General features: G+C 43.9%; 10 protein-coding genes. 2 read left to right on the top strand and 8 right to left on the bottom strand.

What is annotated here, in order from left to right:
• Positions 1-93: 93 nt before the first annotated feature.
• Complete coding sequence (gene radA / locus KL866_RS18105) at positions 94-1,461, bottom strand: DNA repair protein RadA (protein ID WP_025255840.1); 1,368 nt, start codon at positions 1,459-1,461, stop codon at positions 94-96.
• A 188-nt stretch (positions 1,462-1,649) separates the two neighbouring features.
• Here radA and KL866_RS18100 point away from each other — a divergent pair, with 188 nt between their 5' ends.
• Positions 1,650-4,175, top strand: a complete 2,526-nt coding sequence (locus tag KL866_RS18100) for a PilZ domain-containing protein (protein ID WP_214996316.1) — start codon at positions 1,650-1,652, stop codon at positions 4,173-4,175.
• Positions 4,176-4,375: 200 nt separating this feature from the next.
• On the opposite strand, the gene serB is transcribed toward KL866_RS18100, so the two are convergent.
• Positions 4,376-5,359: a phosphoserine phosphatase SerB gene (serB, locus tag KL866_RS18095; protein WP_214996314.1), complete on the bottom strand. Its 984-nt coding sequence runs from the start codon at positions 5,357-5,359 to the stop codon at positions 4,376-4,378.
• A 139-nt stretch (positions 5,360-5,498) separates the two neighbouring features.
• Between serB and KL866_RS18090 the strand changes: the two genes are divergently transcribed.
• On the top strand, positions 5,499-6,194 hold the full coding sequence (locus tag KL866_RS18090) for a hypothetical protein (protein WP_025255843.1): 696 nt from the start codon (positions 5,499-5,501) through the stop codon (positions 6,192-6,194).
• A 27-nt stretch (positions 6,195-6,221) separates the two neighbouring features.
• Here the strand turns inward: KL866_RS18090 and KL866_RS18085 are convergent, their stop codons facing one another.
• The 6 genes from KL866_RS18085 to lepA form a co-directional block, all read right to left on the bottom strand.
• Entirely contained in the window at positions 6,222-7,064 is an 843-nt protein-coding gene (locus KL866_RS18085; protein WP_214996313.1) for a TatD family hydrolase, read from the bottom strand.
• Positions 7,065-7,204: 140 nt separating this feature from the next.
• Positions 7,205-7,843 (bottom strand): pyridoxamine 5'-phosphate oxidase, encoded by a 639-nt coding sequence (gene pdxH, locus KL866_RS18080; protein ID WP_025255845.1) that lies wholly within the window; start codon positions 7,841-7,843, stop codon positions 7,205-7,207.
• 186 nt (positions 7,844-8,029) lie between these two features.
• The gene (gene era / locus KL866_RS18075) at positions 8,030-8,941 is read right to left on the bottom strand and encodes a GTPase Era (RefSeq protein ID WP_025255846.1); all 912 of its coding nucleotides are present in this window, start codon (positions 8,939-8,941) and stop codon (positions 8,030-8,032) included.
• Between the two features lie 19 nt (positions 8,942-8,960).
• Positions 8,961-9,647, bottom strand: coding sequence for a ribonuclease III (gene rnc / locus KL866_RS18070; RefSeq protein WP_025255847.1), 687 nt, complete (start codon positions 9,645-9,647; stop codon positions 8,961-8,963).
• Entirely contained in the window at positions 9,647-10,549 is a 903-nt protein-coding gene (gene lepB / locus KL866_RS18065) for a signal peptidase I (protein ID WP_025255848.1), read from the bottom strand. Before lepB ends, rnc begins: the two co-directional genes overlap by 1 nt.
• Entirely contained in the window at positions 10,549-12,345 is a 1,797-nt protein-coding gene (lepA, locus tag KL866_RS18060) for a translation elongation factor 4 (RefSeq protein WP_025255849.1), read from the bottom strand. The genes lepB and lepA overlap by 1 nt, the downstream gene beginning before the upstream one ends.
• Between the last annotated feature and the right edge of the window lie 168 nt (positions 12,346-12,513).

Raw genomic sequence — 12,513 nt, 5'->3', positions numbered from 1 at the left:
AGAAAAGTCCATACCGTTTAAATTGCGCAAGAAGCCGTATTCAATTAGCTATCTTGCACAATTCAGGTTGTTAACAAAAACCAGACTTTCGCCTTATTCCAAGGCATCTAACGCTTCGGACAAGCGTGCTACTGGCACGACTTTCATGCCGTTAATGGTTTGTTTTGGCGCGTTAGCTTTGGGCACAATGGCGCGTTTAAAACCATGTTTCGCGGCTTCGATAATACGCTCTGTCCCATTGGGGACTGGTCGAATCTCACCTGCTAATCCTACTTCACCAAATACAATTAAGTCTCGTGGTAACGAGCGATTTCTGAAACTTGAAATCATCGCCAACAACAAGGCCAAGTCAGCACTGGTTTCAGAGACGCGTACACCACCCACCACGTTTACAAATACGTCTTGGTCGTTCATTTGCACGTTACCGTGTCGATGGAGTACTGCTAAAAGCATAGACAAACGGTTTTGATCTAGGCCCACTGCTATTCGCCTTGGGTTAGACATCTGCGAATAATCCACTAAAGCCTGTATTTCAACAAGTAACGGACGGGTACCTTCCCAAATGACCATAACACTCGACCCTGGCGTTTCATTTTCACCTCGACTCAAGAAAATAGCAGAAGGGTTGCTTACCTCTTTCAATCCTTTTTCTGTCATGGCAAATACGCCCAGCTCGTTGACTGCACCGAAGCGGTTTTTGTGGCTTCGCAGAGTACGGTAACGACCATCACTTTCCCCTTCCAGCATCATAGAACTGTCAATACAGTGTTCAAGTACTTTAGGGCCCGCTAAGTTACCATCTTTGGTAACGTGGCCAACGATAAACATGGCAATGTGATTTTGCTTGGCAAAGCGCGTTAAATAGGCGGCGCTTTCTCTTACTTGGGATACGCTGCCCGGCGCAGATTGAACATCTGACACATGCATAACCTGAATAGAGTCGATAACCATAATTTTAGGCTTTTTGGTAAGCGCCAAGTCGCAAATAGTTTCCACATTAGTTTCAGCTAGCATCATTAGCTTGTCGTCAGGAAGATTCAAACGTTTAGCACGCATTGCCACCTGTTGAAGGGACTCCTCCCCAGTGACGTAAAGGGCGGTTTCGCTTTTTGCCATTTGACACATTACCTGCAGCAAAAGCGTACTTTTACCTGCACCAGGCGAACCACCAATCAACATGGCTGCACCTGGCACTATACCACCGCCTAATACTCTATCTAGCTCTTTAAACGTTGAAGAAAAGCGCGGCAATGATTCTAAATCGATGGCATTAAGTGTTTCGATTCTGGCAGCGGTTTGCCCTGCATAACCTGAGGTGGTTTGACGAGCTACACTTTTAGCACTTGCCACCACAAACTCACTTATCGTGTTCCACGCTTTACATTCAGAGCATTGCCCTTGCCAACGGGGGAATTCTGCCCCGCAGTCAGAACACACATAAGCGGTTTTACGTTTTGCCATATTCCAGTTTTATCCGTTGCTTAAAAAGAGTATTCTAACACTTAACAAGGGTGAATTAAGCACAAACCTACGGTCAGTTTTCTGACTAAAAAAAATCCCAAAATACAACAAATTTAAGGGTTAATGAGTTTTGCTGATTTGCCGATAACAACTAAAATAATGATACTTAACAACAAAGTTGCGCATTCATGAGTCAAGATTTAAAGCAATATGCTGATATTATCGAACAGCTAAAGCCCATGGTTAATGAACCTGAGTTTAACCAGGTATTGCTTCAAACTGCATCTGACGTACCTAAAGAAAAACGCTTTCTTATTAAAATGGAAGTGAAGAGGTTAGCTAAACCTTGCATGCGTACCATAGATTTGCGCGGTCACGTTGATGGCAAGTGCAAAAAATACGCACACGAAGGGCGTAACCACTACATGGACGACGTGGCTGTTGATAAGTTCGAAGAACAACTTCGCGTATTTGGTAGATACACTTACGGTGTATACGAAGCCGTCCAAAATACTGAGAACAACTTCCGATTAATGCGCGAGAAAGAACTTGTGCAAGAACGCGCAGATAAGGATAAACCTGAACTTAAAAAGCGTTCAGCGGTATTAGAGCAATTCAAAGTCCCTACAGTCAACCTTCTTGATTACAGGCAGCGCAATACCGAACGTATGAATTTTGCTGTTGCTGTTGAGATATTTAACAGTGCAAATCAGTCTATGCGGGGCTTGAGTGTAGACGTATCTTTAGAAGGTCTGCAGATTAAGCTTTCTAAAGACTCTTTTTTTGAGAAGGGCGAAACGCTTTTTATTTATTTCAGAGGGCTTGAAAACGAGTTTGCCATGGATAAGAAAAATGGCATTGCGTACAAGTTAGTAAAAATAATAACCAAAAATGATGTTAACTATTTAGCGCTTCAGCGGGACAAAACTCACCCAAACTTAGCATTTGATAAGTTCTTAGAAAGCTTTATCCACGGTAACAAACGCCGCTATAAAGTGAACATGACGAACACCATCGAAGCGATAACCAGTAAAACCTGCGAACAATACTTTTCTCCTCGCAGTCCTACGCTTCCCGTTTTTATTGACGTCGTAAACGAAACTTTGGTGCCACGCTATGCAATGGTAAATGAAGTAAACCGAGAAACCGTTCAATACTGGCACGACGAAGAAGAAAACTGTCGGCTAAACTTTTTGCTAACGCAAGAAAGACTCACCCGATTACTTAACAAATCTGATGAAGTTCGAGAAATTTTTGTTTTCAGCTTCACGCATTTGCACACTGACAAAGTTTATTTTTATTCAGCCTCTTATGAAGAGTTACTGCAAAAAGAAGTATTATCACGTGTATTTTTAGGGTTTGGCTCAAGAAAAGCGAGTTGGAGAGTTTTTAAGATAACCCTGACAGACATTGTTCCAGAACAAGCGCATATTCCGCTCTCTATCCCAGATTCCGTTGGCAATAAAGTTAAAAAACTCAATACTCCGCCTTCTGCTCGCTTAATGTCAAAACTTAAAAACTTGCGCTTTCTTGCTCATGTCACAGACGTAACCTCTGTAACAGGGCAAGAGACATATAACGAACTAAAGTTCAATCGAGACAACCTTTCGCATTTGAGAGTATTCGGTCACCCCAGAAATCGTGCGGCTTCAAATATTCATATTGTTCGCTTTAAATACGAAGAGCAGCGCATTGAAAGTCGATACCAGTTAAGAACGCAAATTGAAGCAAGATTTAATGGCGAATCGACGCTTCACCGTGGGATCAGCGAAGACATTTCAGTTCACGGACTAGGCCTTCGAGTTGAACTAGCAAAAGACTATAAAGGCAATTTAGAAGGACGAGTTGAAGTTGCATTCCCTCGCCTTCAAGAAATAGCGAACGCCTTTGACGTCATGCATCTTCAATATGAAATTATTTATCACAATGTGGAGAAAAACATCCTTCACTTGAAAACAGCCGCAGGCGAAGAGGGCAAAAGCGCACGTAACTTTTTTGAAGAACTCATCAAAAAGAATAAGGGCAACCTTAAAGTCGATAACGATGATGAAGAAGTTCCGGGTATGGGGCAAGCACTGCGCTGTATAAACGCAAGAAACGCGACCTCTTTATCTTTTCTCATGAGTAAAGAAGGGGTACGCTATACACCTCAGGCTTGTATGGTTGGTAGACAAGACGAGCGCATAACTACCCTTACTACGCAATACGCCGAACGGAACAAAGTAAATCTTGAGTTTTTGTTCAGGGATAGAAAACAGGACTCTCCATTTGTACAAAGCGGTATTAAAACGGTTAAACTTGAGAATATGCCTTTGCGACAGGAGCTATTCATATCATTTGATTCGTCGCAAAAAGAACCGCGCATGGCGATCATTCCTCGTTATTCACACAAATTTGAAAGCAATGATCAACGCCGTGCGTTTATCAAAGAAGCCATGGTACGCGGCCAATTTATAGCTATACACGTTATGCTTACAACAACTGGCAAACCCGATTTAAGCATGCTTCAAACCGAAATTAACTATGTCACCATGTACGCCATGCATAGAGCCCGTGAGTTAGAGAAGAAAATGTGGAGTATTGCAGCCTGTTCTCACCTTGTCGACGTGACTGACGAGGTGCTCATAAGATACGGTTTTACTATGGAAGACATTACGGCAAACAAAACACTGAAAAGTGAAGTCCATCCTAGTGCTTTAACAAGCAATGCATAGGTAAGATTCAATATTTCAAGCTTCTACCGCCGATCGCGCTTGAGCTTAATAGCTTTAGCTCTAGGAAATAAACCTCTGAAATTAACCTATTGAAAACGAGGACAATAGGAAAAACGCATTTAAAAGTAAGTTTGTGACCAATACCAGTAGAACGCTAGTAAGTTTGAAATTGCAAACTAGCGCTTCTCTACCAATTCAAGTTATTTGTCTAAAAAGTACAGAAGACTGTGCAAACTACCAATGCGTATTGCCACATCCGCTTTTTCGTTTACTAACGGTTTGCCGTGACACGCTACACCTAGCGCAGACTCAGCCATCATAACTAAATCGTTTGCGCCATCTCCCATAGCAACGGTTTGATTAGACGGTATTCCCCACTGTTCAGAAAGCGCTTTGACCGTGCGTGCTTTTACATCAGCGTTGATAATTTCGCCTTCCACCTTTCCTGTTAAGTGCCCATTTTTTATTGCTAATGTATTTGAAATCGCATAGTCGAGGCCTAGCCTTGCTTTTAGGTGATCAGCAAAAAAGGTAAACCCTCCAGATGCGATAGCTAACTTCCAGTCATGTTTTTTCAAGTGATTAAGCAACGCCTGAATACCAGGCATAATAGGAATGCTGTCGCGTATTTGATTAAGATGTTCAATAGGTACACCCTCTAAACACGCTACCCTGTGTGTTAAGCTATCGTTGAAAGCAATTTCTCCGCGCATGGCTTTCGCTGTAACTTCGGCGACTTGCTCGCCGACACCGGCAAGTTTTGCTATTTCATCAATACACTCAATGGCAATAACAGTACTATCCATATCCATTACAAGCAGTCCAGGCTTAGACAAGGACGGTCGCGAGGCTTGCAATCCAACATCAAGGCTATAAGCATCACTAACATCGCCAAGTAGCGACTTTATGTGCTCCGGCTTTGCGTTGATTACCTCCCCTCTTATCTCGATGGCATCATCCCCCATATGCTGATGCAAATGATGAAACGCAGCACTGGCTGGCGTAAACACCGCTTTGAGCTTTTGTAGCACACCGTCTAGTAAATAAGGGGTGATAGCTTGGCCGATAACAGTAAGCGTATGTGAATACGCGTGATTATTGTGCTCATTGCTGACAATGTTTGACAGAGATGATGCAAAATGAACATCGTGGTTACTAATATCTATGATGAATGTGTCTTTCATAACTCACACAGGAAACTGCGGTGATTGGAAAATGATGCTCTAATGCTAACCAATTAGGCTAACTAATAAAATATCCTCTTTAAAATTATTTAGATTTCACCTACTGTTAGGCAACTTATCGTATTTATGGAATTCCGCATTGGCAGACGTGCTTAGCAAAGCCCCTTCACAATCAAAGAGCAACCCACATTCTTTGTATACAGCACTGAAAAGGCTTTTTCACACGTTGATTGTAAGCACGGTTTTCGCGCTAGTCATTGTGTTAATACTATTGGTGCAACAGTATCAAAATGATTGGTTAACCGTACAAACTCGTTTTTCAGGGGAAAGTATCGCCAGGCAATACGCCAAACTACTACAACCGGCGTTTATTATTGACAACGTTCCTGTTGAAGAAAATGAATCAAGCAGTAGTTCAGTGTTATCAGGTAATTTCTCTCAACGAGAATACATTGAAAGTGTAGCTTTAATATTGGCCAACGAACCGCATATCCTCGCCTTATCTGTGTTTGATAAAGACGGTAGATATATAGCACCTCTTCCTCAAATTGACAGTGTAGTGGCATTGAGCCAAATGCAAAGAGTAACACCGCTCACCTATGTTGGCGCAATTACCGACAACAGCGGCAATTTGATGGGCTATGTGAATATTCATATGGATACACAGGAAGTATTAAAAAGCCCGCTTACACTGCGCTATCAACTGGCTTTTATTGCGTGTATTTTGGTATTTTTAGCTCTCTTGTTAGGCATATACCTCACTCGTGCATTTTACAAATCTCGCCCATGGTTTGTTCAGGTAATTGAATCTAAAAGGAACAAATCAAAGCGTTAAAGCGAATATTTACAACGTTTCAAATCCTTAGGCACTGGAGTCGGAGTTCGTGTTGAAGAGTTTAGCGTAATTAGCCGTTGTAGTAGATATTACCTCTTCTCGCGACACACCATAATTGTTGCTTATAACATCGATGACATCAGCTAAATAGCGAGGTTCGTTAGGCTCTCCCTGTCTGCCATACATAGGCATGTCTGGGGAATCAGTTTCTAAAAGCAGTTTATCGAAGTGGCAATCTAATAAAAACTTAAGGGTATCTCTCGTCTTTTGTGCCCGCTCATATGTAATGGTGCCACCTATCCCTAGGTAAAACCCTCGCTCGATATATCCTTTGGCTGCTTCGACACTGCCAGAAAAAGCATGCACAACGCCGACACCTTGGTACTTGACGTACTTAAACGCTTCAAGTAGTAAATGATGGCTTTTTCTGTGATGCAAAATAACAGGAAGCGATGTTTTATCGGCAAGCTTTAAATGGGTGTGAAGCACTTTTTTTTGAACCGCTAACGGCACGCTTATGTGCCCGTCGATACCGGTTTCTCCCACCGCTTTTACTGAAGGGTGCAGCGCGGCAGCAGCCGCTTCAAGCTGCTCAAGGTTTTCATGAATTGCCTGCTCAGGTATGTCAGTGGTAGAAGCTCTACTAGTGTGATTGCTGTCAGTCAAAAAATAGGGATGGAGACCTAGCGCGGTATCGATAGGCAAAACGCTGCTGTAATGCTCACTAAGCGCTTGGAGCGCCTGCCAAGATTGCGGATTTATACTCGGGGCCATAATGCGAGTTAGCCCAGCTGTTTTGGCATGTTCTAACGCGACTCGAAGGTCTTTTTTTGATGCAAGCAAGTCGAGGTGGCAATGGCTATCAATCATACTCTAGGCGCCCCATCCTCTCTTATCTCGTCTAATGCTAGTTACGAAAGACATCATTACGTGGCACCTGCGTCTAACTAATTTATTCGCTAAGCAGACCAAAACTTCTTACTAACGGAAACAACGTTTGCAACGAATTTCTACGGCATCAAGCGCTGTGTTACCCATGCGCCATTTTCGGTTTTATTATATTCAAAGCGGTCATGTAGTCTATCTTCCCCGCCCTGCCAAAACTCAATTTGATGAGGCACAACCCTGAAGCCGCCCCAAAAGTCCGGCACGGGTAATTCCTTATTGGCAAACTTATCCTTTAGCTGTTTAAACTGGGTAAGCAAAAGCTCTCTGCTGCCAATTGGCTTGCTTTGCTTAGACGCATACGCTGCTAGCTGACTGTCTTTAGGTCGTGAAAAGAAGTAACCCGCATTTTCAGAAACAGAGAGTTTTTCAACGCTACCACAGACGCGAACTTGGCGTTCCATAAAGAACCATGGAAAGTGGCACGACACTTTAGGGTTTACAGCTAACTCTTGCGCTTTTCTGCTTCCTAAGTTCGTGAAAAACACAAAGCCCTTTTCGCTGACATCTTTTAACAAAACAATACGTTGAGAGGGTTGACCGCTTGCATCAACGGTTGCAACCGTCATCGCGGTAGGGTCTGGAATTCCAGCGTCAACGGCATCTTTAAGCCATTTATCGAACAAAGTAAACGGGCTCGAGGTTATATCTGACTCACTCAAACTGCCTTTTGAGTACTGCCTGCGCATATCTGAAATTGCCATATACCTCTCCTGAAAACAGTTTTTCGTTCTTACTAAGCTTGTGCAAATGAAAGAGTAAATGCCTGCTATAGCACCTATGCTTACGGTTGTTACCAAAACTACTTGGCAAAAATACTGGACATAGATACTTGCCGATATAACGCTAGTTACTGCTAACTAGCGTTGCAAAGACAATGAAAACTTGAACTAGAAGTTACTGTCGTCGCCGTAACCTAGTGAGCGCAATGCACGCTCATCGTCAGCCCAACCTTGTTTCACTTTAACCCATAGTTCAAGAAAGACCTTGTTGTCGAACAAGTTTTCCATATCTTTTCGCGCTTGCTCACCAATGGTTTTTAAGTGCTTACCGCCTTTACCGATAATCATGCGCTTTTGAGTTTCACGCTCAACCAATATAAGGCCGCTAATGCGATAAACACCATTGTCAGCCATTTTGAACTGCTCTATTTCTACCGTGGTAGAGTAAGGCAACTCATCACCGGTAAAGCGCATTAGCTTTTCGCGAATTATTTCGGCAGCCATAAATCGGCTTGAACGGTCAGTGATGTAGTCTTCAGGAAAGAAAAACTCACTTTTAGGTAGAGACTTGGCCACCAACTTTCTAATTTCGTCAACCATTCTGCCCTGTTTAGCACTAATAGGGATCATGTGCTCAAACGGGTGTTTTTCACCTAACTTTTTGAGGTGAACCATAAAGTTCTCTTTGTCCTCAACCTTATCCATCTTGTTTACGATAAGATAGCAAGGAAGGTTTGCTTGCTTAACTTTACTTAACACCATTTCATCTTCGGCGTTGAATCGGTCCCCTTCTACGACAAACAGCACAAGACCAACTTCAGCAAGAGAGCTCGATGCTGCGCGATTCATGTAGCGATTAATAGCACGCTTTTCGTCTTGGTGGAGCCCTGGCGTATCAACATATATTGCTTGGTAATCACCATCTGTATCTATGCCGAGAATGCGGTGACGAGTGGTCTGAGGCTTGCGCGAGGTAATGCTTACCTTTTGCCCCAGCAGACGATTAAGTAAAGTTGATTTGCCCACATTAGGGCGACCCACTATAGCAACTAGACCACAGCGAGTTTGGATATCGGGCATGTCAGGCAAATTCGACTCATCATGCGTTGTCATCAAGCTTCTCCAATGTTAAACGAGCAGCTTCTTGTTCTGCTTTACGGCGGCTATTGCCAGACGCCACTACGACTTCTTGTAGACTTTCTACTTTGCAGCTCACTTCAAACGTTTGCGCATGATCTTTGCCTGCAATAGACAACACTTCATAGGTTGGCAGCGCCTGCTTACGGCCTTGTAAAAACTCTTGAAGACGCGTTTTACTGTCTTTAGGGTGCGCATTCGGGTCAAGCTTGTTTATGCGGGTTTCCCATAAACGATCGATAACACCGCGTACCTCATCCATCCCTGAATCAAGGTAAATGGCCCCTAAAATAGCTTCAACCGAGTCCGCTAGTATTGAACTTCTGCGATGACCACCGCTTTTAAGCTCACCGGGGCCCAAGTAAAGTAGTTCACCTACACAGGCCTCTTTTGCTAATTCGGCTAGCGTTTCACCTTTCACTAAAGTTGAGCGCATTCGAGTAAGCTTGCCTTCAGGCACGGTTGGAAAACGTTTAAACAGCGTTTCACCGACAATCATACCCAAAATAGCGTCACCCAAAAACTCTAAGCGTTCGTTGTGTTGTTTGGCCGCACTGCGATGGGTGAGTGCTTGCTCCAATAAAGCTTCATTGGTAAATGTGTAGCCTATCGCCTTATATAGGCGACGATATTTATCAATTCCCTGCATTAATGAATGCCACCTGCTCGCTCAAATCGAACGCCTGTTGGAACCCACGTAGGAAGGATATCCGACGGACTGCGTTCAAACTCAAATGAAATCCAAATAGCCACAGCTTTACCAACCAGGTTCGCGTCGGGTACAAAACCCCAAAAACGGCTGTCGCGGCTATTATCACGGTTATCGCCTAAGACGAAATACTGACCTTCCGGCACTATCCACTCATTACTGCGGGTTCCAGGCTGGGTGTAAAAATTAACCGGAGAAATTTCGCGAACTGGATGGCGTAAAATGTCATGTTCTACTGTGCCTAGATCTTCGGTATAACGCATAAGCTGCGCCATGTCTTGTACAAACTCGCCACGCTCTTGGAATGTTAATGGTACCGCTTTAAGCTTTGAACAATTTTTACCAGTCTCGCATTTCGGTTTAATATAAACCTGCTTGTTTTGATAAACTACAGTATCGCCCGGTAAGCCAATTACACGTTTGATGTAGTCTATTGATGGGTCTTCAGGATATTTAAAAACCACTACGTCTCCGCGCTCTGGAACACCGGTTTCGATCAGCTTGCTTCTGAAAACTGGGTCCTTTACACCGTAGGCAAACTTTTCAACTAAAATGAAGTCACCCACCAATAAGGTAGGCATCATTGAGCCAGATGGAATTTGAAACGGTTCGTACAAAAATGAACGCAAGACCAGAACGAAAGCAATAACAGGAAAAATCTGTTGCGAGGTATCAACTAAGTACGGCAGTTGAGGATCTTCTCCATAGCCTGCGCCTTCTGCTGTTGCCGCAGCCTGTAAACGCGCTTTTCGCTTTGGCGCAAACACCAGGCTATCCACTAGCCAGATTAGTCCTGTAACTAAGGTGAGTGCCACCAAAATCAAGGAGAAGTAATTTGCCATTATTTGCCCACCTTCAGTACTGCAAGGAACGCATCTTGTGGCAATTCAACATTACCCACTTGCTTCATTCGCTTTTTACCTTCTTTTTGTTTTTGAAGTAGCTTCTTCTTACGACTTACGTCACCGCCGTAACACTTTGCAATTACGTTTTTACGCAGCTGTTTCACTGTACTTCTTGCAACAACGTGGTTACCGATTGCGGCTTGAATAGCAATATCGAACATTTGGCGTGGAATAAGCTCACGAAGCTTCTCTACCAACTGACGTCCACGACCTTGAGAGTTTTCTCTGTGAGTAATTACCGCCAATGCGTCTACACGCTCACCGTTGATGAGGATGTCAACACGCACCATGTCTGAGGTCTGGAAACGCTTAAAGTTGTAGTCGAGCGATGCGAAACCACGACTGGTAGATTTTAAACGGTCGAAGAAATCGAGTACCACTTCAGCCATTGGCAGCTCGTAAGTTACCGCTACTTGCTTACCGTGGTATGTCATGTTGGTTTGCATACCGCGCTTTTCAACACAAAGTGTAATTACATTACCCAAGTATTCTTGTGGCACAAGAATGTTAGCCTCAACCATAGGCTCACGAATTTCTGCAATATCATTTACCGGCGGCAGTTTAGATGGACTATCTACGGTAAGTGTCTCGCCCTTGGTCGTTTCTACTTCGTAAATTACTGTAGGTGCTGTGGTTATAAGACCTAGGTCATATTCACGCTCTAAACGTTCTTGAATGATTTCCATGTGCAGCATGCCAAGGAACCCAATTCGGAACCCAAAACCAAGCGCAGCAGAGCTTTCTGGCTCATAAAATAGTGACGCGTCGTTCAAACTTAGTTTCGCAAGAGCGTCGCGGAAGTCTTCGTAGTCATCAGAGCTTATTGGGAAAATACCAGCATAGACCTGCGGTTTAACCTTTTTAAACCCCGGTAGCATTGCTTCGGCAGGCTGACGAGCAAGAGTAATGGTATCGCCTACTGGTGCACCTTGAATGTCTTTAATGCCGGCAATAATAAAGCCCACCTCACCGGCTCTTAATGTTCCTGTATCTAGCGGCTTAGGCGTAAATACCCCAATCTTGTCAACCTGATGTGTTTGTCCATTCGACATGATTTGAATTTTGTCTTTCTTGGTCAACTGGCCTTCGACAATACGTACCAGTGAAACAACGCCTTGGTAGTTGTCGAACCAAGAATCGATGATCAATGCTTTAAGCGGCGCCTCGCGGTCACCTTCTGGTGGCGGGATTCTATTTACAATGACTTCAAGCACATCTTCAATACCGATACCGGTTTTCGCTGAGCAGCGCACGGCGTCAAGCGCATCGATACCAACGATATCTTCAATTTCTTCTGCAACGCGATCTGGCTCAGCTTGAGGCAGGTCGATTTTATTCAACACAGGCACCACTTCCATATCCATCTCGATAGCGGTATAGCAGTTTGCCAATGTTTGTGCTTCTACGCCCTGACCGGCGTCAACAACCAATAGCGCACCTTCACAAGCGGCAAGTGAACGAGATACTTCATAAGTGAAGTCAACATGCCCTGGGGTATCGATGAAGTTAAGCTGATAAGTTTCACCGTCGCGCGCTTCGTAGTTCAGCGTCACGCTTTGCGCTTTAATGGTAATACCGCGCTCTTTTTCCAGGTCCATTGAGTCAAGAACCTGTTCGGCCATTTCGCGATCGGTTAGCCCTCCACAGTGCTGGATTAAACGGTCTGACAGCGTAGACTTACCGTGGTCAATGTGGGCGATAATACTGAAATTACGAATGTGCGATTGTTGCATAATGCTGGAAATTACCTGCAGAAAAATTCATTAAACAAAAAATGCTGCTTGCCTTGCTTCAAGGGTTATACGCAGCGCGTGCGGATTTTACCCATTTCTGGCGCGAAAAGCGAATTGACGTAGAGGAAAATTAATTACTCTCAACAAACTGAGACTACGGAAGTGGCA

The sequence above is a fragment of the Alteromonas sp. ALT199 genome (assembly GCF_018619335.1).
Lineage (GTDB): Bacteria > Pseudomonadota > Gammaproteobacteria > Enterobacterales > Alteromonadaceae > Alteromonas.
This window is presented reverse-complemented; position numbering and strand designations above follow the sequence as displayed.

Coding starts and splice junctions, on each gene's coding strand:
- radA (WP_025255840.1), bottom strand. CDS start 1,461: ATGGCAAAACGTAAAACCGCTTATGTGTGTTCTGACTGCGGGGCAGAA.
- KL866_RS18100 (WP_214996316.1), top strand. CDS start 1,650: ATGAGTCAAGATTTAAAGCAATATGCTGATATTATCGAACAGCTAAAG.
- serB (WP_214996314.1), bottom strand. CDS start 5,359: ATGAAAGACACATTCATCATAGATATTAGTAACCACGATGTTCATTTT.
- KL866_RS18085 (WP_214996313.1), bottom strand. CDS start 7,064: ATGATTGATAGCCATTGCCACCTCGACTTGCTTGCATCAAAAAAAGAC.
- pdxH (WP_025255845.1), bottom strand. CDS start 7,843: ATGGCAATTTCAGATATGCGCAGGCAGTACTCAAAAGGCAGTTTGAGT.
- era (WP_025255846.1), bottom strand. CDS start 8,941: ATGCCCGATATCCAAACTCGCTGTGGTCTAGTTGCTATAGTGGGTCGC.
- rnc (WP_025255847.1), bottom strand. CDS start 9,647: ATGCAGGGAATTGATAAATATCGTCGCCTATATAAGGCGATAGGCTAC.
- lepB (WP_025255848.1), bottom strand. CDS start 10,549: ATGGCAAATTACTTCTCCTTGATTTTGGTGGCACTCACCTTAGTTACA.
- lepA (WP_025255849.1), bottom strand. CDS start 12,345: ATGCAACAATCGCACATTCGTAATTTCAGTATTATCGCCCACATTGAC.